At 62.5% G+C, this 24,070-nt stretch carries 22 protein-coding genes; 9 read left to right on the forward strand and 13 right to left on the reverse strand.

Annotated features, from left to right (window positions below):
- Nucleotides 1–182: 182 nt before the first annotated feature.
- Complete coding sequence (gene gcvA / locus M0D68_RS02055; RefSeq protein ID WP_266223653.1) at nucleotides 183–1,103, reverse strand: transcriptional regulator GcvA; 921 nt, start codon at nucleotides 1,101–1,103, stop codon at nucleotides 183–185.
- A 282-nt stretch (nucleotides 1,104–1,385) separates the two neighbouring features.
- Between gcvA (M0D68_RS02055) and M0D68_RS02060 the strand changes: the two genes are divergently transcribed.
- The 3 genes from M0D68_RS02060 (at nucleotide 1,386) to M0D68_RS02070 (ending at nucleotide 4,111) form a co-directional block, all read left to right on the forward strand.
- A complete protein-coding gene (locus M0D68_RS02060; RefSeq protein ID WP_266223952.1) occupies nucleotides 1,386–2,108 on the forward strand; it encodes a response regulator in 723 nt (240 codons plus the stop codon).
- Between the two features lie 158 nt (nucleotides 2,109–2,266).
- Nucleotides 2,267–3,559 (forward strand): TAXI family TRAP transporter solute-binding subunit, encoded by a 1,293-nt coding sequence (locus tag M0D68_RS02065; RefSeq protein WP_234487547.1) that lies wholly within the window; start codon nucleotides 2,267–2,269, stop codon nucleotides 3,557–3,559.
- 39 nt (nucleotides 3,560–3,598) lie between these two features.
- Nucleotides 3,599–4,111 (forward strand): DUF3455 domain-containing protein, encoded by a 513-nt coding sequence (locus M0D68_RS02070; protein WP_200650784.1) that lies wholly within the window; start codon nucleotides 3,599–3,601, stop codon nucleotides 4,109–4,111.
- 24 nt (nucleotides 4,112–4,135) lie between these two features.
- Here the strand turns inward: M0D68_RS02070 and M0D68_RS02075 are convergent, their stop codons facing one another.
- The 8 genes from M0D68_RS02075 to M0D68_RS02110 all read right to left on the reverse strand — a co-directional run bounded on the left by M0D68_RS02075 (nucleotide 4,136) and on the right by M0D68_RS02110 (nucleotide 14,165).
- On the reverse strand, nucleotides 4,136–4,615 hold the full coding sequence (locus M0D68_RS02075; RefSeq protein WP_266223654.1) for a hypothetical protein: 480 nt from the start codon (nucleotides 4,613–4,615) through the stop codon (nucleotides 4,136–4,138).
- 609 nt (nucleotides 4,616–5,224) lie between these two features.
- Complete coding sequence (locus M0D68_RS02080; RefSeq protein ID WP_200620650.1) at nucleotides 5,225–6,190, reverse strand: D-2-hydroxyacid dehydrogenase; 966 nt, start codon at nucleotides 6,188–6,190, stop codon at nucleotides 5,225–5,227.
- Between the two features lie 18 nt (nucleotides 6,191–6,208).
- Entirely contained in the window at nucleotides 6,209–8,278 is a 2,070-nt protein-coding gene (gene tkt, locus M0D68_RS02085; protein ID WP_200620651.1) for a transketolase, read from the reverse strand.
- A gap of 119 nt (nucleotides 8,279–8,397) precedes the next feature.
- A complete protein-coding gene (locus M0D68_RS02090) occupies nucleotides 8,398–10,257 on the reverse strand; it encodes a TRAP transporter large permease subunit (protein ID WP_200620652.1) in 1,860 nt (619 codons plus the stop codon).
- 4 nt (nucleotides 10,258–10,261) lie between these two features.
- On the reverse strand, nucleotides 10,262–11,305 hold the full coding sequence (locus tag M0D68_RS02095; protein WP_054034227.1) for a TRAP transporter substrate-binding protein: 1,044 nt from the start codon (nucleotides 11,303–11,305) through the stop codon (nucleotides 10,262–10,264).
- A 158-nt stretch (nucleotides 11,306–11,463) separates the two neighbouring features.
- Nucleotides 11,464–12,228, reverse strand: coding sequence for an SDR family NAD(P)-dependent oxidoreductase (locus M0D68_RS02100; protein WP_054033623.1), 765 nt, complete (start codon nucleotides 12,226–12,228; stop codon nucleotides 11,464–11,466).
- 96 nt (nucleotides 12,229–12,324) lie between these two features.
- Nucleotides 12,325–13,323, reverse strand: coding sequence for a transketolase family protein (locus tag M0D68_RS02105; RefSeq protein WP_200620653.1), 999 nt, complete (start codon nucleotides 13,321–13,323; stop codon nucleotides 12,325–12,327).
- Nucleotides 13,320–14,165: a transketolase gene (locus M0D68_RS02110; RefSeq protein ID WP_093637042.1), complete on the reverse strand. Its 846-nt coding sequence runs from the start codon at nucleotides 14,163–14,165 to the stop codon at nucleotides 13,320–13,322. The genes M0D68_RS02105 and M0D68_RS02110 overlap by 4 nt, the downstream gene beginning before the upstream one ends.
- Nucleotides 14,166–14,276: 111 nt before the next feature.
- On the opposite strand from M0D68_RS02110, the gene gcvA (M0D68_RS02115) reads away from it, so the two are divergent.
- Entirely contained in the window at nucleotides 14,277–15,194 is a 918-nt protein-coding gene (gene gcvA / locus M0D68_RS02115) for a transcriptional regulator GcvA (protein ID WP_256457009.1), read from the forward strand.
- A gap of 65 nt (nucleotides 15,195–15,259) precedes the next feature.
- Here the strand turns inward: gcvA (M0D68_RS02115) and M0D68_RS02120 are convergent, their stop codons facing one another.
- Together M0D68_RS02120 and M0D68_RS02125 are read right to left on the reverse strand one after the other, a co-directional pair.
- Nucleotides 15,260–15,571 carry a hypothetical protein gene (locus M0D68_RS02120; RefSeq protein ID WP_054033629.1) on the reverse strand — a complete coding sequence of 104 codons (312 nt, stop codon included), beginning with the start codon at nucleotides 15,569–15,571 and terminating at the stop codon, nucleotides 15,260–15,262.
- Between the two features lie 145 nt (nucleotides 15,572–15,716).
- Complete coding sequence (locus tag M0D68_RS02125) at nucleotides 15,717–17,408, reverse strand: metallophosphoesterase family protein (protein ID WP_093637040.1); 1,692 nt, start codon at nucleotides 17,406–17,408, stop codon at nucleotides 15,717–15,719.
- A gap of 424 nt (nucleotides 17,409–17,832) precedes the next feature.
- On the opposite strand from M0D68_RS02125, the gene M0D68_RS02130 reads away from it, so the two are divergent.
- The 5 genes from M0D68_RS02130 to M0D68_RS02150 all read left to right on the forward strand — a co-directional run bounded on the left by M0D68_RS02130 (nucleotide 17,833) and on the right by M0D68_RS02150 (nucleotide 22,732).
- Nucleotides 17,833–18,597 (forward strand): DUF3348 domain-containing protein, encoded by a 765-nt coding sequence (locus M0D68_RS02130; RefSeq protein WP_256457012.1) that lies wholly within the window; start codon nucleotides 17,833–17,835, stop codon nucleotides 18,595–18,597.
- Between the two features lie 10 nt (nucleotides 18,598–18,607).
- Complete coding sequence (locus M0D68_RS02135; protein WP_266223655.1) at nucleotides 18,608–20,962, forward strand: DUF802 domain-containing protein; 2,355 nt, start codon at nucleotides 18,608–18,610, stop codon at nucleotides 20,960–20,962.
- On the forward strand, nucleotides 20,959–21,606 hold the full coding sequence (locus M0D68_RS02140) for an OmpA family protein (protein WP_200620657.1): 648 nt from the start codon (nucleotides 20,959–20,961) through the stop codon (nucleotides 21,604–21,606). Before M0D68_RS02135 ends, M0D68_RS02140 begins: the two co-directional genes overlap by 4 nt.
- A complete protein-coding gene (locus M0D68_RS02145; RefSeq protein ID WP_244862824.1) occupies nucleotides 21,599–22,288 on the forward strand; it encodes a DUF2894 domain-containing protein in 690 nt (229 codons plus the stop codon). The genes M0D68_RS02140 and M0D68_RS02145 overlap by 8 nt, the downstream gene beginning before the upstream one ends.
- Before the next feature lie 150 nt (nucleotides 22,289–22,438).
- The gene (locus tag M0D68_RS02150; protein WP_175049284.1) at nucleotides 22,439–22,732 is read left to right on the forward strand and encodes a transposase; all 294 of its coding nucleotides are present in this window, start codon (nucleotides 22,439–22,441) and stop codon (nucleotides 22,730–22,732) included.
- A 75-nt stretch (nucleotides 22,733–22,807) separates the two neighbouring features.
- Here the strand turns inward: M0D68_RS02150 and bla are convergent, their stop codons facing one another.
- Both bla and M0D68_RS02160 read right to left on the reverse strand, forming a co-directional pair.
- Entirely contained in the window at nucleotides 22,808–23,680 is an 873-nt protein-coding gene (gene bla, locus M0D68_RS02155) for a class A beta-lactamase (protein WP_200620658.1), read from the reverse strand.
- Between the two features lie 131 nt (nucleotides 23,681–23,811).
- Complete coding sequence (locus M0D68_RS02160; protein ID WP_093637023.1) at nucleotides 23,812–24,036, reverse strand: hypothetical protein; 225 nt, start codon at nucleotides 24,034–24,036, stop codon at nucleotides 23,812–23,814.
- Nucleotides 24,037–24,070 lie beyond the last annotated feature (34 nt).

Here is a 24,070-nt window from a genome sequence, read left to right on the forward strand (position 1 = left end):
GGTCGGTCCAATAACGCGCGGTGGATTCACGCTTGGGTCAGGGAGATAGAGGCTTATGTCCGAGGATCGGCGCGGGCATCGAAGAGGTCATATCACGCGTGTCCGATCGTAAGGGACTCCCGATCCTATTTGCTAGACCAGCAAGTGGCAAATCAGTTTTTCCACTCGATGCATGAGCGAAACTAATGCGTGCGGTCCAACGAGTCTTGCGCCGCTGTCTGTGTGATCCACGCGCGGAATGCAGACGCCGGATCGCCCAACGTCCCCTTGGGCATCACGAGCCACCAACCAACGCGAGGGTCGTCGAGCACCGCGTCGGGCAACACCTCGACCAGTGCCTTGCTCGCCAGTTGCTGGGCAATCAGCCGATGACGGCCCATGGCGATGCCCTGCCCGGCGAGGGCCGCTTCAACGACGATATTGTAGTCATGCAGTTGCACGCGCTGCGCCCGGGTCAGGTCCAGCCCGAAACGATGCGCCCAGACTTCCCACTCGAACGCATGTTTCGAATACGACGCCAGCAATGGAAAGCGCAGCAGGTCCTGCGGCTTGCGCGGACGGCTCTTTCCGTCGACGAGGGACGGGATGCAAACCAGTGACAGACGCTCCGGCATGAGCTGCTGCGAACGCACGCCCGGCCAGCCGCCGCGGCCGTAACGGATCGCCACGTCGACCTCGCCGCCAGACACGTCGGCAAGCGCGATCTCCGGACGCAATTGCAAGTCGATACCGGGATGGGCGGCCGAGAACGCATGCAGGCGCGGCGCCAGCCAGCGCGTAGCAAAAGACGCCAACAACCCGACCGTCAACGTGACGCGCTCGTCGGCGTGGGCGCGAACCTCGCTGGTGCCGGCCCGCAGGAGTTCGAATGCCGCGTGCACCTTTTCGTAGTACGCCCTTCCCTCCGGCGTGAGTTCGATGGCGCGCGTGCGTCGTTCGAACAACGCGACGCCCAGGTCCGCTTCCAGCTTCTGGATCTGGTGGCTGATGGCACTTTGGGTCACGAAGAGTTCCTGAGCCGCATGGCTGAAACTCAGACGCCTCGCGGCTGCTTCAAAGGCACGTAACGACAGCAAAGGCGGTAATGGGCGAGTCGGATGCATCGGGCATGGGCGATAGGCGCGAGGAGTTTGCCATGCTACGCCACCTTGCCAGGGAAGACGCGGGCCTGGCGCCCTCGATGGGCTCCACGACGCTTAAAAAAGCCGGCATTCAGCGACGGATTCCCACAGGTTGCTCCGTTAAAGCAGCTGAAGCACAACGTTCGCGGAGTCACGAGCAGCCTGACGACACTGAAAGCTGGCGCGGCAAACCAGCAGTCGTGACGTGGCGGCCAACGTTATTGCACCCCCTGCTTGCCGGCCTATGCGTTCGATTTCCCTACTATGACAACTCAAATTCTGGTCGTTGACGACGATGTCGAACTACTCGCGTCGCTGGCCGACTTTCTCGGACGAGAAGGCATGGCGGTCTCCGTATTGCACGAGGTGAAGTCGCTCGGGGAACACATCGAACGGAACCCACCTGATCTGATCGTCCTCGACCAGATCATGCACGGTGTGAATGGCCTCGCCGCGCTGAGCACGCTACGCGCCGCGGGCAACACCGTCCCCGTGATTCTGGCCTCGGGACCCGACGACATGGACCGGATCGTGGGGCTCGAAATGGGCGCGGACGACTGCATCGGCAAACCCTTCAATCCGCGCGAACTCCTTGCCCGCATGCGTGCCGTATTGCGACGACGAACCCTGTCTGCCTCGACCGCCGCGCGGGAAAAACACGAAGTCCTCGGATTCGGCCCGTTCACGCTGGACCTTCAGTTGCGCACGCTCAAGACGGAGAGCAACCGGCTCACGCTATCGGCGGGAGAATTCGCGCTGCTTAAGATCTTCGTCAGTCACCCCATGCGCACGCTTACCCGTGAGCGCCTGCTTGAATTGCTGCACGGCCCGGAGGACGATCATACCGACCGCGGGGTCGATGTTCAGGTGTGGCGGTTGCGCAGGCTTCTCGAAGCGGACCCTTCCGCGCCGAGGTTCATCCAGACCGTCCGCAGTCATGGTTATGTATTTGTGCCGGACGGCGCGCAACCGTCCTCGACGCACTGAGTCTTCACGCGCTACGGCAATCGCAAGCTCGAGTGCGGATATGGACAAGGCGTGCACGGCACTGCATTATCCATGCTGGCTGTCAGACACCACCCGCGCGCGAGAGGCGAACAATGCCCAGGCACAACCCAGCGCTTCATCGCAACGAAAAACGCCCTATGACACCGGGTCGCCGGCGGCTTCTCATCGCCGGCGTGATCGCACTGATCGCCGCGCTTGGTTGGGGGCTTTGGGTCATACTCGAGCCCGCCTTCCGGCACACCATCGTCATCACAACCGGCGCAGACAACGGGATCTATCGCGGCTTTGCGGATCGCTATGCACCGATCCTGAAGCGTGATGGCATCAAGCTCGATATCCGCAGTTCGTCGGGGTCCAGTGAAAACTATCAGCGGCTGAGTGACCCCAACAGCGAATACGAGGTGGGCTTCATCCAGTCCGGCACTACCAGCCCGAAAGATACCGATCACCTGCAGACGATCGCCGCAGTCTCCTATGAACCGATCTGGGTGTTCTACCGTGGTGACTCCACCATCAACCGTCTGGCACAACTGCGTGGCAAGAGAGTTTCAGTCGGTGTTCCCGGCAGTGGCCTGCTGAACGTCTCGCAGGTATTGCTCGGGTACAGCGGCGTCACACGGGACAATACGACGCTGCTCGAGATGGATGCGGTCAAATCCTATCAAGCCCTCGAAAACGGTCAGCTGGATGCAGCATTCTTTATCGGCAGGCCCGATGCGCCCATGCAGACCACACTGCTGAACAGCGATCTCAAGCTGATGAGTTTTGTACAGGCCGATGCGCTGATACAGAAATTCCCATCGCTATCCAAGGTTATTTTTCCACGCGCCGCGACCAGCATCGTCAACGATCTGCCGCAAGCGGACGTTACGCTGCTCGCCGCCACCGCCTTGCTCGTCGCCAAAGACACGCTGCACCCTGCACTCGTCTACCTGTTGCTGGACGCTGCTAAAACCGTCCACGGCGGCGAAGATTACTTCACGCCGCTTGGCGTGTTTCCCAATCTGAATACCGCGGACTTTCCTGTTGCCGAAGAGAGCGAGCGCTACTTCAAAACGGGCCGCCCCTTCCTGCAACGCTACCTGCCATTCTGGCTGGCCAGCTTTATCGAACGACGTCTGCTGATCCTGCTCCCCTTCATGGCTTTATTGCTCGGCCTGCTGCAGGCGTTGCCGCGCATGGCGGAGGCGCGCATAAAGAAACGCCTGGTTGTCTGGTATCGCGAGATCAAGGCGCTCGAAGACGAAATATGGAAAACCAGCCATCCAACGCCGGACCAGATTGCACAATGGCAGGACGAGATCGAGCACATCGATGCCAATGCCAATCAGATCCGGATGCCGCAGCGTTATTTCCAGGACGTGTATGCACTTAAGCAGGCGATTGCCGTAGTACGGAACCGGATTTCCCGCGTTGCGGGGGAACAATAGCTGCGCGGCGTGCACCGCGTTTCACTCGAGGGGATACCCATGCTCAGGAAAGTTTCACAAGCAAGCTTCGCAACCATCGCCGTATCCCTGCTGGCCGCGTGTGCAACGCCGCCAGCAAGTCCCCCGAGCACATCCATCGATCCACCTCAAGCCGAGCGCGTGATGACGCTCACCGCATCCGGCGTACAGAACTATTCGTGTGAATTCGACGCGCAGCATCAGCTGGGATGGGTGTTCAAGAGTCCGCTGGCAACGCTCTACGACGCGAGCGGCCAAGCTACGGTCCGGCACGGCGCGGGGCCGTCCTGGGAAACGGAAGATGGCAGCCGGATAGTCGGCCACGTGCTGGCACAGCGGCCCAGCGAAACACGGGCGAGCATTCCCCAGCTATTGCTCGAAACGCATAGCACGGCCGGCAGCGGCCCACTGTCAGCAGTGCGGTATGTGCAGCGCTTGCATACCGTCGGCGGGCTAGCGCCGACAGCGCCGTGCTCAACAGAACATCAAGCCGGAAGCTCGCCCTATCTCGCGGACTACGTGTTCTACCGGTAGCCGCTCAAGCTTCGCATCGCGCGCCTACTTCATGTCGGACTGATTCGGCGGCGGCAGTGACGGATCGAGTTTCGCAGACTCCCGCACCAATTGGTCAGTCATTGCGGCCGCAACCGGGTTCGAGCCAGTACGATACGAGTCGTCATGACTGGCTTGGGCCTGGACTTGCGCCGGCGGCGGCAAACCCGGATCGAGTTTCGCGGACTCCTTGACCAGCTGATCCGTGATCGCGGCCGCGACCGGATTCGGGCCATGGCGACGCAGACTGTCACGCGTGCCATCGGTTCGCAACACGGGGTTGGTCTTCGACTCGGCATAAGCACGAACGGCGACCGATTCGCGCGGCCGCGTGTTCGCCTGCGGCAATGGCACGACGTCGTCCACTGGCGAGCCGGACACGGTCACCACAGTCCCGTTTGTAGACTGCTTGGGGTCAGTCACCGTGTTGCCGGAAAGAGGCGCCGCACCGATCACACTTCCCGCCGTCACATGGGTGTCACCCAATGGGGGCGAAGTCGCGGCCAATTCCGTCGAACCGCTTGTCGCAGCGTCGGGGTCGACTGTCGAGCGATGGCTTTTTTGTAGCAGTAGAAAAGCACCGAACACCAACTCGAGGAGAAGCACTCCGACAATAAATGATGTACGTACATTCCTCATATTAACCAACGATTCGTTCAATCGAGACGATTGGATTGATGATGGCCGATGGCTCGAAGAGCATGCCGAACGGCAAGTTCGCAGCGTGAGCCTGCGATGAGTTGATGTGGGGATAATTTGCGCGACCCGCACACGTTGATTGTCCGGTGGCAATGGTCCGGTGATTCCCTCCACCGAACGGCACGGGACATCTCTCGTATGCTAATGCGAAAAAATAACCTGTGGTGACCCGTCACGAAGTCGGGGCAAGATCGTCAGAAACGCGCAGGCATTCTCTACACCCGCGTCCATGGGGGACTACAGGTCGATTTGATGGACCATACGGTTGGCGAGAGGTAATTTTCTCGTCCGGAGTAGTCAGATTTTTGTCGGCAACGAACTAGTTCTGTTTGCGATCGATGCGCACGCGATTTGTCGGACGATCCGCACGCAGCGTGACGCCGCGTGCGCTGTCAATCAATATGCCCCTTGCACCAGATTGGTCGGCACACCGTTGACGAAGTTTTCAATGTTGTCCATTAATTGATCGGCAAGACACTGTTGCGCCTCGTCCGACGCCCACGCAACATGCGGCGTCAGAATGACGTTCGGGCGAGCTGCCGCGCGCATCAGAGGATTGTCCTCAGGAGGCGGTTCGCTTGTGGTCACATCGAACCCTGCACCGCTGATCAAACCTTCGTCAAGCGCCTGCACCAATGCACCTTCATCGACCAGGCCGCCGCGCGCCGTGTTGATGATCAAAGGCTTCCTTTTCATCGCGCGGAACTCGGGCATGGCCAGCATATTCCGCGTGTTCGATGTGAGCGGACTGTGCACGGTGATGATGTCGCTGGTCGCGAGCACTTCGTCCCACGGCGTGTAAAGCGGACCCAGACCGTCACGTCCCTTGTGCGCGGCGAACATCGGTTGCATGCCGAAGGCTTTGCCAAGTTCCGCGACACGCTGCCCGAGCACGCCTTCACCGATGATGCCTAGACGCGCGCCGGCCAGATCGTGAATCGCGTGCGTAAAGAAACAGAATTTCCCGGACTTCTGCCACTCGCCGGCGAGCACGTCATCGCGATACGCGATCAGATTGCGCCGCAGCGCAAGTATCAGCGCAAAGGTGTGCTCGGGCACCGTGTTGATCGCATAGCCGCGAATATTGCACACGGCGATGCCGAGCCGCTGGCAAGCCGCTTTATCGACGCAATCGGTGCCCGTGGCCGCGATGGCGACAAGCTTCAGATCGGGCAATTGAGCGAGCATGTCCTGCGTCAGCGCCACCTTGTTAATGATCGCGATCGACACGCCGGCGAGCCGCTGCAATACCTGCTCAGACGACGTGTTTTCATACTCGATCAACTGATGATCGAAGCGCGGTTCGCGCAACATGATTTGCGGCGCAAGTGTGGCGCGGTCGAGAAAGGCGATCTTATGCATGCTCATGTCCTTGTGGATTTACAGATGCCGCTTTGCTTCGGCCACGACATGTTGCGCCGTGATACCGAAGTGCTCGTACAACGTCTCCGCGGAAGCCGAGGCGCCGAAGCCCGTCATCCCGACAAAACCACCGCGCTCGCCCAGATAGCGGTCCCAGCCGAAACGCAGTGCCGCCTCGATACCGACGCGCACCGTGTTCGGACCCAAAACCGCGGCGCGATAGTCGGCGTCCTGTTCATCGAAAATTTCCCAGCACGGCATCGACACCACGGCGGTCGCAATGCCCTCTTCCTGTAACTGAAGGCGTGCCTGCAACGCCAGCGCGACCTCGGAGCCGGTGGCCAGCAACGTGACGACACGCGCACCGCCCTCCGCTTCGGCCAGCACATAAGCACCGCGTCGCGACAACGACTCGGCGCTATATTCGCGGCGCACCAACGGCAACGCCTGCCTTGCAAAAATCAACGTGCTCGGCCCGTGCCGATGTTCGAGCGCGAGCGCCCAGCACTCGGCGGCCTCCACCGCATCTGCGGGACGCAGCACGCGCATATTCGGCATGGCGCGTAACGAAGCAAGTATCTCCACAGGTTGATGCGTCGGCCCGTTTTTGCCGACGCCGATCGAGTCGTGGCTGAACACGTAGTGCACCGGCAGACCCATCAGCGCGGCCATGCGCATCGCCGGGCGCTGATAGTCGGAGAACGCCAGATACGTGACGCTGGTCGCGACGATGCCGCCGTGCGCAGCCATGCCGTTGGCCATCGCACCCATCAAATGCTCGCGCACACCGCAGTGGACGTATGCGCCGCTGTGATCGTCCGCGGTGAAGGTGTGCAACTGGCGTTTGTGGCCCGTAGGCGCTTCGAGATCGGCGCAACCCACCATGCGTTCAGGCAGCAGCGGCGCGAACAGATCGCTGATCTCGCCGGACACGGTGATGCCAGGCTGCGGCTCGTCGCGTTCCACCGCACGCTTGCGGTAAGCGTCGAGCACGTCACGCCAGCCTTCCGGCAAACCGCCCGCCATAACCCGTTCGAACTCGGCGCACTGCGCGTCCGGCAACGCGGCGAGACGTGCATGCCACGCGTTGTATTCCTCGCTGCTGCGACGGCCCGCTTCGCGCCACGCGCCGAGGACATCGGCGGGCACGTCGAACGGTGCGTGCGGCCAGCCGAGTTGTGCGCGCGCCGCGTCGGCATCCGCCTGGAACAGCTTGCCGCTATGGCCGCCGCGCTGTCCTTGCAAGCGTGCGATACCGCGGCCGATAACCGTCTTGCACGCGATCATCGAGGGCCGCGGGTCGGCGCGCGCAATCGTCAACGCCGCGCTGACCGCTTCGAGATCGTGGCCGTCGACTTCAATCACCTGCCAACCGGCGACACGAAATCGCGCGCAGACGTCCTCGCTGATGGAGAGTGAGGTGCTGCCGTCGTCGGTGATCTGGTTGTCATCCCAGCAGAGGATCAGTTTGCCGAGCCGCAGATGGCCGGCCAGCGAAATCATTTCCTGACCGATGCCCTCCTGAAGACAGCCGTCGCCGACGAATGCATACGTGTAGTGATCGACGAGCTCGCGACCGAAATTCGCCGCGAGATACGCTTCGGCGATGGCCATGCCGAACGCGTTGGCAATGCCCTGCCCCAAAGGACCAGTGGTCGCCTCGATACCATGCGCCGGCTCATACTCGGGATGCCCCGCGCAATGCGAACCGAGTTCGCGGAAGGTCTTGAGCTGGTCGAGCCCGATCGCCGCATAGCCGGTCAGATACAGCAGCGAATACAGCAGCAACGAACCGTGGCCGTTGGATAGCACGAAGCGATCGCGGTCGGGCCAGGTTGGATCAGCGGGATTAAATTTCAGGTGCCGGGTGAACAACGCCGTCGCGATTTCGGCCATGCCGAGCGGCACGCCCTGATGGCCTTCACCTGCGCGCAGAATTGAATCGATGGAGAGGAAGCGGATCGCGTCGGCCAACGGCAATTGCGCCCCTTGCTCACGAGATTGCGATTGCGTCGCTGCGGCCGATAGTGAAGTCGATGGCGTAAGCGAAGCAATCGATGCAGCAGACTGAGCTTCAGTGGTGGACATGGCAAAAGGCTCCTCTACGCCGCCCCGGCACGCAGGGCGGCGGCAATAAACGAATCGAATCGGATCAGGCGGAAGAACTTCGTATGAGGCGGCACCGCGCTGCCTCATACGTCAGCGGATCAATGCAGGAAACCTGTCGAAATCCACGGCACCGCAGCGACGATGATCAACCCGACCATCAACGCAGCGATATAACCAAGAATCGGCTTCATACCTTCGTCGGGATGAATACGGCTCACCGCGCAAGCCGAGTAATAACCCACGCCGAACGGCGGTGCGAACAGGCCCACGCCCATCGAGAGGATCACCACCATTGCGTAGTGCACGTCATGGATGTGCATCGCCCGCGCGATCGGGAACATCAGCGGGCCGAACAGCACGATCGCCGGAATGCCTTCGAGCACGCTGCCGAGAATCACGAATACGCAGATGGATGCCGCCATGAACATCGCCGCGCCGCCAGGCAGAGCGCCGAGCGTCTGCGCGAGCTGTCCGGAGAAGCCTGATTGCGTCAACGCCCATGCCATGCTCGTCGCCGCGCCGATGATCAGCAGAATCGCGCCGGACAACGTTGCGGTATCGATCAGCATCGGCTTGAGCCGCTTCCACTCGAAACGGCGATAGATCAGCAAGCCCGCCAGCACCGCATATGCAATGCCGATGGTCGAGACTTCTGTCGCTGTCGCAATACCTTCGACCACCGCGGCGCGAATCACGAACGGCAAGGCGATCGCAGGAAACGCGATGACGAACTTGCGCAGAATCTCGACGCCCGTCGCACGTTTGACGCCCGACATGTCTTCGCGCCGATAACGCCACTGCACCACGATGCACAAGGTGATCGCCAGCACGATGCCCGGCAGCATGCCGCCCGTGAAGAGCGCCGAGATCGACACGCCAGTCACGGAACCAAGCGTGATCAACACGAGGCTCGGCGGAATCGTCTCGGTCTGCGCGCCGGTAGCGGCCAGCAGCGCGACCAGATCGCCCGGCTTCGCACCACGCGCTTTCATCTCGGGAAACAGCACGGGCGCGACTGCCGCCATGTCCGCGGCTTTTGAGCCCGATATGCCCGACACCAGATACATCGCGCCGACCAGCACATAGGACAGTCCGCCGCGCACGTGACCCAGCAAGCTCGCGAGAAACGCGATCATCGCCGCGGCCATGCCGGTCATCTCGATCAACTGGCCGAGAAACACAAAGAGCGGCACCGAAAGCAGGATCAGATGCGACATGCCCTCGTCCATCCGGCCGACTACCACAGGCATCGGCGTATTCGTGGTCAGCGCAAGATAGCCGAAGGTCGCGAGTCCGAACGAGAAGGCAATCGGCACGCCGCTCAACACACCGAGCGCGACCAGACCGACAAAGAAGATCAGCAGGTTGATATTGCCGAGATCGCGCAGCAACGGACCGAGTGCAATGAAGATGCCGGCCAGCGCGCCGACCGTTGCGATTGCGGCGAGCGTCAGGCGCCAGTTGCCCATGCGGGCGAGCCGTACCACGGCCACCAGCAGCATCAGCGCCGAACCAACCGGCAAGGCAGCCGCGCGCCACGAGTTCGACAATTCGAGTGCCGGCGTGGTGATGAACGATTCGTCCTGCGCGAAGCTGATCGCCGGGCCGATCACCATCGCGAGGAATGCGATCGGCGCCGCGATCGCGACCACGTCGAGAAAGGCGCGCGCACCTGGCGGCGCCATGCCGACCAGCGCCGTCATCCGCATATGCTCGCCGCGCCGCAACGCGATCACGGCACCAAGCATGGCGAGCCACAGGAACAGCATCGACGCAAGTTCATCGGACCACACGAGCGGCGCGTGCAGCAGATAGCGGCTCGTCACGCCAGCCAGCAGCACGACGATTTCCGCGAGCACCAGCAACGCAGCGGGAATCTCCACCAGATGGCCGAGAGTGGAATCGAGCGCACAGGCGAACCGATGCTGCCGCTCGTGCGAATAGGAGATTGAGATCATCGCATTACCCCAGTTTTCCGACGGACTTCTCCATCAGTCCCCACGCCTCGTCGCCGTACTTGGCTTTCCAGTCGTGATAAAAACTCGTCTTGGCCAGCGCGCCACGGAACGCGTCCCGGTCGACATCGATAAAGGTAATGCCCTTCTTTTTCAGATCGTCGCGCAGCGAGAGGCTGAGCCTGGCGATATCCGCGCGTTGCAGCATCGCTGCGCTTTCGAATTCACGCGTGACGATCGCGCGAATGTCCGCAGGCAGGCGCTCCCACGCGGCGCGATTACCGAGAATCCAGTACCCGTCCCACACGTGCGACGTGAGGCTGATGTACTTCTGCACTTCATAGAGCTTGGCCGTCGCGATGATCGGCAGTGGGTTTTCCTGACCTTCCACCACGCCGGTTTGCAAGGCCGAATACAGTTCGTTGAAATTGATCGGCGCGGGGCCGGCGTCGAGCGCCTTGAACAGCGAGGTCAGCATCGGCGCTTGCGGCACGCGAATCTTGAAGCCTTTCAGATCAGCCGGCGCGCGCAACGCCCGCGTCGATGAACTGATCTGCCGGAAGCCGTTGTCCCACACCTTGCTCACCGACACGAGGCCCGACTTGCCGATCTGCGCGCGGATGTAGTTGCCGAGATCGCCGTCCATCGCCTTCCAGACCGCGTCGTAGTCCTTGAACGCGAAGCCGGTGTTGACGATGCCCGCGGCGGGCGTCAGCGTCGCCAGAATCGACGACGCCTGGTTGAAGAACTCGACGCCGCCATTGCGCACCTGCGACAGCAGATCGGTGTCGGAGCCAAGCTGATTCTGCGGAAAGAGTTTGATATCGAGGCGACCCTTGGTCGCTTCGCGAATACGATTGATCGCCTCCTGCGCGCGGATGTTGACCGGATGTGTCGGGTCCTGGCCGGTGGCGAGTTTGTACGAAAACTCGGGGGCCGCCATCGCGCTTCGCGAGATGCTCCATAACGGCGCGGCGGCGGATAAGGTCGCACCGGCCTTCAGAAAGGTGCGGCGGCTGATGCCCTGCGGGGCGTTCGAACGGGTTGTCATGGTGTCTTCCTCCAATGCTGGATCGCGCGTCGTTATGGTTTTGGAATCTGAACCGCGGCGGCTGCACGTGTTGCTCGCCGCGATCGTCTGTTCTCTACTACGTGGTCCCCATCGCCGCCGCCGGCCCCCCGCCTGACGGCCCGTCCTGCCGTCAGGCGTCAGCCGTGAATCAGCATGCCGCCGTTCACATCGATCACCGCGCCGGTGATATACGACGACAGGTTCGACGCGAGGAACAGGAAGGCGCCGGCCACATCGTCCGGTACGCCCAGACGATTGAGCGGAATGCCCGCGAGAATTTCACCGCGTTTGTCGTCGCTGATCTTGCCTGCGTTGATGTCGGTCTGAATCAGCCCCGGCGTCACGCAGTTCACGCGGATGCCGTCGTTGCCGAGTTCGCGCGCCATCGCTTTGGCAAGGCCCAGCACGCCGGCCTTCGCCGCCGAGTAATGCGGGCCGCCGAGAATGCCGCCGCCGCGCTGCGCCGATACCGACGACATGCAGCCGATCGAGCCGCTCTTCTGCTTCTTCATCTGCGGGACGACCGCTTGCGACAGATACAACACGCCGCGCAGATTGACGTCGAGAATACGGTCCCAGCTTTCCGGATCGATCTCGAGCAGCTTGGCAGCCTGCGTAATGCCGGCATTGTTGATCAGGATATCGATCGAACCAAAATCGGCGACGGTGCGTTCGACAGCAGCCTGGCAGGCGCCACGGTCGGTCACATTGCAAACGTAGCCGCGATGTTCGGGCCCAATCGACGCAGCGGCTTCGACCGCGGCATTTTCGTCGAGATCGAAAATGGCGATGCGTGCGCCGTGCGCCGCGAACATGCGGGCGGTCGCCATACCGATGCCGCGCGGCGACGCGCCGCCGGAAATGACGGCGACCTTGCCGTCGAGTAGACGTGACTCTGACATGATGCGGATCTCCTGAATATGAAGCTTATGGTTTGCTGAATTGTTTGCTATTGGTAAGTGCGCGTATGTGCGGCACTTACCCGCCTTGATGAACCTTTACCGCAGCCAGCCTTTGATCGTGTCGCACATCGCCTCGGTCGAAATGCCGTAGCGGTCGTGCAAGGTCGGCAGCGCACCCGCGTCGAGAAATGCGTCGGGCAAACCGATCTGACGGAACGGCGGTGTGACGCCATTGGTCAGCAGCACGGCGGCCACCGCTTCGCCCAGACCGCCGATCACCGTGTGGTTCTCCGCCACCACGACAAGTCGGCCGGAGCGGCGCGCTTCGCGCAGCAGCGTGGCGGTGTCGAGCGGCTTGATGGTCGGCACGTGCAGCACGCCTACGTCGATGCGATCGGCGGCCAGCGCCTTCGCCGTTTCCAGCGCACGCATCGTCATGATCCCGGACGAGATGATCAGCACCTCGGCGCCGTCGCGCAGCAGCTTCGCTTTGCCGAGTTCGAACTGGTAGTCGTATTCGTCGAGCACGACCGGCACGTTGCCGCGCAACAGCCGCGCATATACGGGCCCGCGATGGTCGGCAATGGCCGGCACCATCTGCTCGATTTCGATGGCGTCGCACGGGTCGATCACCGTGAGGTTCGGCATTGCGCGGAACAGCGCGAGGTCTTCCGCCGCCTGGTGGCTCGGGCCGTAGCCGGTCGTGAGACCCGGCAAGGCGCAGACGATCTTGACGTCGAGGTTGTCCTCGGCAATCGCCTGATGGATGAAGTCGTAGGCACGGCGCGCGGCGAACACGGCGTACGTGGTGACGAACGGCTGCGCGCCTTCGTGCGCCATGCCGGCCGCGGCGCCCATCAGCAGCTGTTCGGCCATGCCCATCTGGTAGTAGCGCTCCGGGTATTCCTTGGCGAAGAGATGCAGGTCCGTGTACTTGCCGAGATCGGCGGTCATGCCCACCACTTCGGGCCGGTTGCGCGCCAGTTCGACCAGCGCGTGGCCGAACGGAGCCGAGCGGGTGATCTGCCCTTCACCGGCGATCGAGGCGATCATCGCCGACGTTTTCAGACGCGGTTTCGGTACGGCGGCGCTCATACGGTTCTCCCGGCTTCCAGTGCCTGCAGCGCGAGTTGCCACTCGTGCGCATCGACGCGGATAAAGTGGTTTTTCTCGCGCGCTTCGAGGAACGGCACGCCACACCCCATGCGCGTATCGCAGACGATGATTCGCGGTTGCGCTTCCGGATGCGCGTGTGCCGCATCGAACGCGGCGACGACGGCCGCGAGATCGTTGCCGTCCACGCGTTGCACGAACCAGCCGAACGCCTGGAGTTTGTCGACCAGCGGCTCGAACGCCATGACGCTCGACGACGGGCCGTCGGCCTGCTGGTTGTTGACGTCGACCATTGCGATCAGGTTGTCGAGCTTCCAGTGGGCGGCCGACATCAGGCCTTCCCAGATCGCGCCTTCATCGAGTTCGCCGTCGGAGAACAACGTGTAGACGCGGGCATCCGAGCCTTTGCGCTTCAGGCCCAGGCAGCGGCCCACCGCGATCGTCAGTCCCTGCCCGAGCGAGCCGCCGGACATCTCCATGCCGGGCGTATAGCTCGCCATACCGGACATCGGCAGACGGCTGTCGTCGCTGCCATAGGTTTCCAGTTCTTCGTCGGCGATGATGCGGGCTTCGATCAGCGCGGCGTACAGCGCGATGGCGTAGTGACCGTTCGATAGCAGAAAGCGGTCGCGGCCTTCCCATTCAGGATCATCGGCGCGAAAGCGCATGGCGCGGAAGTAGGCAACGGCGAGGACATCGGCAATATCGAGCGCCTGGCCGATATAACCCTGCCCCTGCACTTCGCCCATGCGCAGCGCGTTGCGGCGAATCTGATAGGCGTGCTCCGCGAGTTGGGCGTACGGCGCGGTTTCGCTAGTGGTCACTGTTTGTCTCCTTGGGGATCGCTTCGCAGGGGCCGCTGTGATGCCGATCCCAGTGACTCAAGCGTAATCTCGCGCTCACACGCGCTCAAACGAATTAAGATGGACCAATGGATGAATTCAATTCACCTTGATGCTGCCATGCACAATCGCGTCACCTTCAAGTCGATACAGGCATTCGAGGCCGCTGCGCGGCTCTCTTCGTTTGCGCTCGCAGCAGACGAACTCTTTGTCACGCCCTCAGCCGTGAGCCATCAGATCAAGCTGCTGGAAGAGCAATTGAGCATTCGTCTGTTTCATCGGCTGCACCGCACGGTGATCCTGACGGACTACGGGCGGCAATACGCTGAGGAAATCACCGCGGCCTTCGCGCGAATCGACTCAGCCACGCGCGAGATCGGGCGCGCCGCCAAGAGCGACATCCTCACGATCCACTGCACGCCCAGTTTTGCGACTCAATGGCTGATGCCGCGCATCGCACGTTTCAGTGCGGCGCATCCGGATATCGATGTGCGCTTGAATGCCTCTTCAGAGGCGGTGGATCTGATCTCGGAAGCGGTGGATATCGACATCCGCTACGGCCCGAGAAAGTTGCAGCCGGCCGGCACGATGGTGCTCGAGTTGCCGCCCGAGACGATCGTGCCGTTGTGCTCGCCCGCGCTGATGACCGGAGAACATCCGCTGCGCAGCGTCGCGGATTTACCGCACCATGCGCTGATTCATAGCGAGGGCTGTCTGGTCGGATGGAGAGACTGGATGCGTCTTTATCGCAAGACGCGGCTCGATATTGGACGCGGTCCGCGTTTCGATCGATCGTTCATGGCGATCAGCGCGGCGGTGGACGGCTTGGGCGTCTGCCTCGAAAGCCTGCTTCTGGCGCAGCGTGAACTGGAAACGGGGCGACTAGTGGCGCCGTTCGGTCTGGAAGGACTTCCGGTAAATGGCTATACGCTGAACCTGCTGAAATCCCGCGCCGAATTGCCGAAGCTGCATAGCTTCCAGGATTGGCTGTTTGCGGAACTTGAGAAGTGATGCGCGTGCGGCACTGGTCCGGTCATGCGCAATGCGCTGCCGGAGACAGTGCCGACTACCGGCCTTTAAGATTTGCCTTTGAGGGTGAACGGTGCAAGCAGTGACCGTACATCGACCTGCTGCCCCTGGAGCAGAAGCAGCCTCGCGTGAAGCACCGTATTCTCGAGAACGAGCTTGGCGGTGCTCAGCAGATACAGCGCGTGGATATCGGAGATCGACATGTTGCCTGCTTCGACCTGGTGGTGACGCTCGACCAGCGAACTCATGACGAGCCGCCTGAGTTCCTGTTCTCCGAATGGAAGGTCCGCGTAGTCGATCGGGTCGTCGGCCTCTACTTCCCGCAGCAGTTCCACCAGCGTTTCAGTGCTCACGTCCATGTGCAGGCTCCACGTTGTCGTTCAAGACCAGCATAGCCAAACAGAGTCACCAGCACTGACAGCCTACCGTTTCTATTTAAGGGAGTCTAGTCTGCAGGTGACACTGCCCGGCTTCAAATCACGACACGTGAAATCGCGTTGAGCTTTACCCTCGACGCTTCTTCTTCAACTCGATCGTTTCGAACAACTCGTAGTTCTGCGTCGGCGTCTGGTCCGCACCCGGCGCGTGGTAGTAGTTCATCGTGATCGTGGTATCGCCACCCGGATGACCCGGATCATGGTCGAACACCGCGATGCCGTAGCCCGTGCCCGTATCCCGTTGCGCCGACCACACCGCATCTTCAACGGCATCCGCGGCGGCACGCACAAACGTACCCGCAGTCGTTCCGGCAACCGGACGATTCGGCCGCGTGAAAATACGCGCCTGCGGCAAGCCGGTACCGAGATCTACCCCATACACGTCGAGCGGCGCACTCGTGCCGCCACCGCCGAGAATCAGGTGAATCGTGCCGTGACTCGTATCGAACGTCGATGCGCCCGACGATACTGCCGACATCACCGGCCGCGGCTGCAGCGTATCGACCACGCGCCCGGTGGCGATGTCGGTGCCCTTGTTGTGATTGCAGCCTCGCACGGGATAGCTGCGCTCGTAATCATGGTCATGCCCGCACAGCACCAGATCGACGCCATAGCGGTCGAACAGCGGCAGCCACGCCTCGCGGATGCCCTTGTCGGAGCCATTGCCGGTCTTCGATGAACTCAGCGCGTCCTGATGCATCTGCACGACGATCCAGTCGACTTCGCCGTCTTCCGCCGCCCGGCGCAATGTCCTCTCGAGCCAGCGGGTCTGCTCGCCCTCGCTATAGCCGCGCACATAGAGCGACGTGCCCGGCTGAATCGGCGGATTGCCGGTGCTCGCCACCGGCACCAGGGGAGCCGGGCCGCCCACGAACGCAGCCGCGTCCTGATAGACCACGTCATCCGCATCGAGCGAAATGAAGAGCACTGAGCTCACGCGGAAGCTGTACCAGCGACCCTGGAAGCGCGTGTGATTCTCCGGCAACGTGTAGCGCGAGAGATACGAGGCGAGGCCCTGTTCGCCATTGTGGAATTCGAGCTCGTGATTGCCCGGACAGGGCATCCACGGACGGTTCGACGCCGAAGTCTGGCAGTTGTTGCCAAAATCGCGCCACACGTCGGGCTGGCTCATCGGGTTCAGATTGGCGTAGCAGAGATCGCCGTTGAGCAGGTGGAACAGCGGCTGAAATCGCTCGACGGCCTGAACCGCAAAACGGCTTTGCGGCGACGACAGGACCCAGCCGGTGTTGGGCGTCGCGAGATCACCGTAGCTGGTCCAGCGAAATGGCGCGCGGCCGCGCGGCGCCGTGCGGAAGCTCGCGGTGAAGGGCTGAGCCGCGTTGCTGTCGTTGTCGGCGCTCACCTCGTACTCGTAGCTCGTGTCTGCCTTCAGGCCACGCAGACGCGCGTGATAGGTGAACACGACCTCGCCGTTGATGCCATCGGTATAGGTGCTTTGCACGCCGTGCACAGTTACTCTCGCCCCGCCCCCGCCGCTTAACCGCACCAGCGGATTGACCGCCGGTGCCGGCGACGCCCATGACACGGTCACCTCGCTCGTCGGATCGTTGCCCCAAGTCAGGTGGACCTGCTCCGGCGTACCGTCGGGCGCGCCGTTCGCGGCCCGCGCCGCCGACGCGAGCGTGCCTGCGGCCGTCGCGAGGCTCGATGCGCCTGCAAACTTCAGAAAGCCACGGCGCGAGACGATGCTAGCGCCCTGATCGGTCGGCAAATCCTTGTCGATTTTCTTGTTTGTCATGTCGAGTTTTTGTATGGGGGTGGAAGGTCGGCAACGCGGACGGCGAGCGCACAGCGCGATATGCGCCGCGCGTGCCGTGCCGGACCAGGGTGCGACAGAAGTGACAGGGCATCCTAGTCGCGAAGCTATGACAGGCAGATGAAATGGCTGGACGTGGGCGGCGCCGTGCCGGCTCTTTCGGGAGAAACTACACCGCGTCGGCGCGGTGCATCGCGCCACCCCATCGCCGTGACCGTTCAGTCGATAGACGGTGTAGAAGCCGCCGAATTAACCTCGTAAAAACCCTCATGGAGGCCCAAATCACCGCATCGCGATCGGCCCGTTGGCCGCGCTGAAACCCCTCGCTTGCCCCGCCCGTTCATTAAGGGGCTGCATCCCTCACCCCGCCGCCGTGTAAACTGCTGACTTTTTTGACTCTGGTGGTATGGTGCAAGCCCCACAGCGCACAGCTTTCAGTGGCCCGGCGCTCATTCGTTTACTTGCTCGCCTGACGGACGTCGATGTTCCCGAATCCAGCCAATCGCTTTCGGACCGGCTAAGCCAATGGCTCGGCTGGACCGACGCGATCGCGTTGTCCTCGGCGCTGAGCAACGCTCCGCCTGCCGTCGCCGGCGGCGCGCGCGCCTTCAGTGACGCTGAAGAGAGCGAGTGCGCCCGCGTGCGCGCGTCGTTGGCGGACGCCATCGTCGGCGATAGCGTGTTTGCCGTCGCGAGGCGTCGCGGGTCGGCAGCGCAGGCGCTCCCGCAAGGCGCCCCGGCGGATGCGCCGGTCGATTACGCGGTTTTTCGTCAGCGCTACCTCTCCTTGCAGCAGTCGATGGAGACGGGCATCGGCACCCTGCGCGGCCGCCTGCGGGCCATGCTGGCCGCCAGAACGCCCGCCATGGCCCGGCTCGCGGTGGTGGACGCCGTGATGGAGCGCGCGCTCAGCGAGCGCGAGCGGAGTCTGCTGGCCGCCGTGCCCGGCTTGCTCAAGGGGCACTTCGACCGCTTGCGCGAGGCGGAGCAACAAACGCTGGCCGACGCGGAAGCCTCGGGGGACGCCGCAACCGTCCCACCCGCCACACCCGCCATACCCGGCACGTGGCTGAACACGTTCCGCAAGGATATGCAGAGCGTGTTGCTGGCCGAATTGGATGTTCGTTTACAACCGGTCGAGGGGCTGCTCGCCGCCCTTCGCACCTGCTAACTGGGACACTATGTCCAGATATCTCAATCTCGTTGTTTTTCTGGTAGGTCTGGCCGCGGTGTGCTGGATCGGTGGCGGCTACGTCGGCTCGAATGTGCTGGCGTTGGCGGTCACACTGTTGATTGGCGTCTGCTACGTGGCAGGCGCGCTCGAGCTGCGACGCTACAGCCAGGCCACGTCCACGCTGGCGCGTGCGGTTGCGGACCTGTCCGGGCCGCCGGCCAGCCTGGGCGCCTGGCTCGAGCCCCTGCATCCCAGCCTGCGCAATGCGGTGCGCCTGCGCGTTGAGGGTGAGCGGGTGGCCTTGCCGGGCCCGGCGCTGACGCCGTATCTGGTCGGCCTGCTCGTCCTGCTGGGCATGCTCGGCACGCTCCTCGGCATGGTGGCGACCCTGCGCGGCACCGGCATGGCGCTGGAAAGCGCGACAGACCTTCAAGCTATCCGCGATTCGCTCGGCGCACCGGTCAAAGGACTGGGCTTCGCGTTCGGCACGTCGATTGCGGGCGTGGCCACGTCAGCAATGCTGGGACTGCTTTCGGCGTTGTGCCGGCGCGAACGGATCGATGCCGCTCAATTGCTCGACGTGAAGATCGCGACGACCTTGCGCATCTACTCGCAGACCCATCAGCGCGAGGAAAGCTTCAAGCTCCTGCAGCGGCAGGCCGAGGTGATGCCCACGCTGGTCGATCGTCTGCAGGCGATGATGACGGTCATCGAACAACAGAGCCTCGCCTTGAACGCGCGGCAGCTCGCCAGCCAGGACGCTTTCCACGGCAGAGCCGAAGCCACCTATACGCGCCTTGCTGCGTCTGTTGAGCAGTCGTTGAAGGAGAGCGTCGCGGAAAGCACCCGCGCCGCCAGCGCGGCGCTGCAGCCGGTCATGGCGGCCACGTTGGCAGGTCTCGCGCGCGAGACGGCCGCGATGCACGACACCGTCACGCACGCCGTCCAGCAGCAGTTGGATGGACTCTCGACTGGATTCGAGGCAAGCACCGCCACCGTCGCGGGCATCTGGAACAAGGCGCTCGAGGGGCAGCAACGATCGAACGAGGCGCTCACGCAGCAGTTGGGCACGTCGCTGGATCGATTCACCGAGACCTTCGAGCAACGCTCGGCCGGCCTGTTGGAAGGCGTCTCCGCGCGACTGGAAGCGACGGCGGGCAACGTGTCGGCAGCGTGGAACGAGGCGCTGTCACGGCAAGAACAGGTCGGCGAAAAACTGGCGGGACACAATCAGCAAGCTTTGGCGGCGGCCGCTGCAACCTTCGAGCAGCACTCGGCGTCACTGCTCGCCGCGGTGGGCCAATCGCATACGGACATGCAGACGGAATTGGCCTCGCGAGATCAGCAACGATTGGCAGTCTGGACCGAGACGCTCGGTTCGATGGCCGCTACGTTGAACAAGGAGTGGGAGCAGGCGGGCACGCTTAGCGCGAGCCGGCAGCAGGAGATCTGCGACGTGCTGGCGCAAACCGCGCGCGACATCTCCGCTCAAACTCAGGCACACGCGAGCAGCACGATTGCTGAGATCGACCGGCTCGTGCAAGTGGCTGCGGATGCGCCCAAAGCCGCAGCAAACCTGCAGGCGGAACTCGCCGCACGTGACCAGCAGCGGCTGGCCGCCTGGACCGAGACACTCGGCTCCATGGCCACCACGCTGAGCAAGGAATGGGAGCAGGTTGGCACGCGCAGCGCGACCCGCCAGCAGGAGATCTGCGACACGCTGGCACAAACCGCACGCGACATCTCCGCTCAAACTCAGGCGCACGCGAGCAGCACGATCGCCGAGATCGGCCAGCTTGTGCAAGCCGCGTCGGAAGCGCCCAAGGCAGCGGCGGAAGTCGTCGCAGAATTGCGTCAGAAGCTCTCCGACAGCATGGTCCGCGACACCGCGATGCTGGACGAGCGCAGCCGCCTGCTGGCAACGCTGGAAACCCTGCTCGATGCCGTCAACCATGCATCCACCGAACAGCGCACGGTCGTCGACGCGCTCGTCGCCACGTCAGCGGATCTGCTGGATCGTGTCAGCATCCGTTTCACCGACAAGGTCGAACTCGAGACCGGCAAGCTGGGCGCGGTGGCCGCGCAGGTCACCGGCAGCGCCGTCGAAGTAGCAAGCCTAGGCGAAGCATTCGGCGCGGCCGTCCAGGTGTTCGGCGAGTCGAATACCACGCTGGTCGCACATCTGCAGCGTATCGAAGCCGCGTTGGACAAGTCCCTCGCGCGCAGCGATGAGCAGCTGGCCTATTACGTCGCCCAGGCGCGAGAAGTCATCGACCTGAGCATGATGTCGCAGAAGCAGATCGTCGAAGACCTGCAGCACCTCGCCGGCAAGCGGGCGTCTGTCGGAGCTGAAGCGGCATGAGCGAGGAAATCGACGGCGGCGTGGAGACCACGGCGCCCATCTGGCCAGTCTTCGGCGACCTGATGTCGGTGTTGCTGGGCGCGTTCGTGCTGATCCTGGTGGGTGTCATCGGTGTGCAGCTGGAACTCTCGACAAGGTTGGAGCAAGAGGTCAAGCAGCGTCAGATGGAAACGCAGCGCCGCAAGACCCTGGAGCAGGCGCTGGCAGGACCGCTGGCCGCGGGCCGGGTGACACTGGTCAACGGACGCATAGGCATCAACGGCAGCGTGTTGTTCGCACTGAACTCCGATCAGTTGCAGCCGGAGGGCCGGGACGTCCTGAAGAGCCTGGCGGGGCCGCTGTCCGCTTACCTCCGGGCCAATGACGAGATCCTGATGGTGAGCGGCTTTACCGATGACCGGCAGGTGCGGGAGGCTAACCGTCGCTTTGCCGACAACTGGGAGCTCTCGGCCCAACGCGCGCTGACGGTGACCCGTTCGTTGATCGATGCAGGCGTGCCCGCCTCGTCCGTATTCGCTGCCGCGTTCGGCTCGCAGCAGCCCGTCAGCACGAATGCCGACGACCAGGGCCGCGCTAAAAACCGGCGCGTGGAAATAGCACCGGTCCCGAGGCCTTCGAGCGCAACGGTGAAGCCTCGTGAGTAGTGTGAGTCGTACGAGTAGTGGCGCTAGCGAGGTGACAGGCGGCGCCCGGGCCACGCTCGACGCATGGCGCGAGCGTGGCGCCGATCGCATGGATCCCATTCGCTTTCATTTCATCGAGGCGCTGGATCGGCGGGCAGCCAGTCATAGCGGCGAGGCGCGGCGTCTGCTGGATGAGAGGCTATCCAAACTGATCGAGGCGTATGCGGTCGATCTCGAGCGCGCTGCATCCGAGGCTGGCGATGCTGGCACCGACACCAAGGCATCACCTGGCGATCCCGCTCGCGGAACGCTGGCCGGACTGATCGACTACATCGCCAGTCATGCGCCTGCAGATGGCGACAGCCTCACAGCTGGTAGCGCCACGCCTCGGCCATCGTCCTATCCGGAACTGGAGGCGCTCGACTACTTCAGGGAGACCTGGTCCAAGGTCCGATCCGAGAAACAGCTGCGGCAGTCGTTGATGAAAGCGCCGGGCAATGCCGGTCCGCTCAACTCGAGCAGCCTTGTTCATCGATCGCTCTCGTTGATGCGCGAATTGTCGCCGGGGTATCTCCAGCAGTTCCTGTCGTACGTCGACGCCTTGTCGTGGATGGAGCAGATGAACGGCGGCGGTGCCTTGCCGGCGAAAGATGCGCCTCGCGCCGCGGGCGCCAAAAAGAATACCAGGGGCAAATCGCGTTAGCGCGAGGGCAGATCCGTCGAGCCCCTGGACCACCACAATCCAGCCAAAAGCAATCCTCCGGTTTGCGCCGCTTTAACGTCCGAAATCGCAATTTAGAAGACGGCCTCTACTTGGGATAATCGGATTGTACTGGCTGGTTAAAATCTGAAAATGTTCGAATCCCCGCTGTCTGATGAAGATTGGCAACGCATCGCCCACCTGTTCCACCACGACACCACACCGAGAGTTGGCCGACCACGGCGAGATCCGCGCGAGATCGTCAACGCCATACTGTGGATCGTTCGCAATAACGAAAAGTGGCAGCGCCTCCCCGCAAGCTTTCCGCCATCGCAAACCTGCTACATCAAATGGCTGGAGTGGCGACGCGCCGGCATGATGTCGAAGGTTTTCGCCGAACTTGGCATGAGCGAGCAGTTGGAGTGTTCAAACGGCACGCGATGTTGAAGTGGTGAAGCAGGATAGGAAGAATCGGGACGCCGCGGATCACATCCATCCGCGGATTGCGCGGGTCATCGTGCGTCATGCCCGATCCGTTGTCCACTTCACGAACACTGTACCGACCTCCCGCAAGACAGCCTCGCGAGCTGGCATGTCAAGCGCGGGCGCATCGTAATAGGCTGCGATCAAAAGTGGCGCGCGTCCGGGCGGGCGAACGATCGCATAGTCGTTGGTTTCTTCTTCGACGCTGGTTCCGGGCCTGTCACCCGCTATCCAGTCCGGCGGTAACGCAGCGCGGAGCCGGTTCAAACCCGGCTTGCAGGCAAGCATCCAGTTTTCCAGCTGCGTACGCGATTGGGGACTCAGAACATTTCCCAAGAGAATTTTGCTCGCCGAGTTGGTGATCGAACGAGGCGTAGTGGTATCGAGCACACCGCTGTATTTGTTCGACTCGGGTTCGTACCGATCGGAACGCGTCACGGTATCGCCGAGGCCGCGAACGAATTGAGTCAAAGCGGCGGGACCACCGGCGCTTCTCATCAACAACACGGCCGCCGTGTTGTCGCTCACTTCAACAATCGCCTGGCACAGTGCGCCCACCGACATCGCGCCTTCTGCAACGTGTGCCTTCGTCACGGGCGACGTAAAGATCAGATCCTTCCCGGTGTACTTCATCAGACGGGCAAGATCCTCCTTGCCTGCATCCACGCGCGATAGCACCTGCGCGGCGAGCAGTCCCTTAAACGTGCTGCACATCAGAAAGCGTTCGTCAGCGCGATGCGCCAAGGTTCGGCCCGAACCGGTATCGATAGCGAACACACCAAGGCGTCCGCCATTGCGGCGTTCGATGTCGGCTAATGGGGATGCGTTTGCGGCCAGTGTGGGAGTAACGCGAAGGCCGAGGAGCAGCGGCAACCCAAGCGTCAGATTCCTGCGTGTCGCAGAGATGGTCAAAGAGTCGTCCTCAAATCAATTCGCTCACAACAACCACGCGACGGATAGGAACGATCAGGCATGTCACGTCCCGGCTCACAATAAAAAACGGGCCAGTCCTAAGTAGAACTGGCCCGCTCACAGCGCAAAAATCACGTCTGAGGATTCGTACCGTCTGCAGCCTGAGCATTGTCGGCGTCGTCCTGCTTCTCGCCGTCTTTCTTCTCGACCAATCCCTCCAATGCACCTGCGCCTTCAAAGCCTGCAATCGCTGCAACGCCTTTCGTTAGCAGACCTGCGTCCGGATCGACTTTTTCTGCTGCTTCAACGGCCGCTACCGCACCAGCGATCTTGCCTACTTCGTCCAAGAGTCCCATTTCGCCCTCCGCGAGAAAAAGTGAAATGCCATCC

This window comes from Paraburkholderia sp. SEWSISQ10-3 4, from assembly GCF_030464785.1.
GTDB lineage: Bacteria > Pseudomonadota > Gammaproteobacteria > Burkholderiales > Burkholderiaceae > Paraburkholderia > Paraburkholderia aspalathi.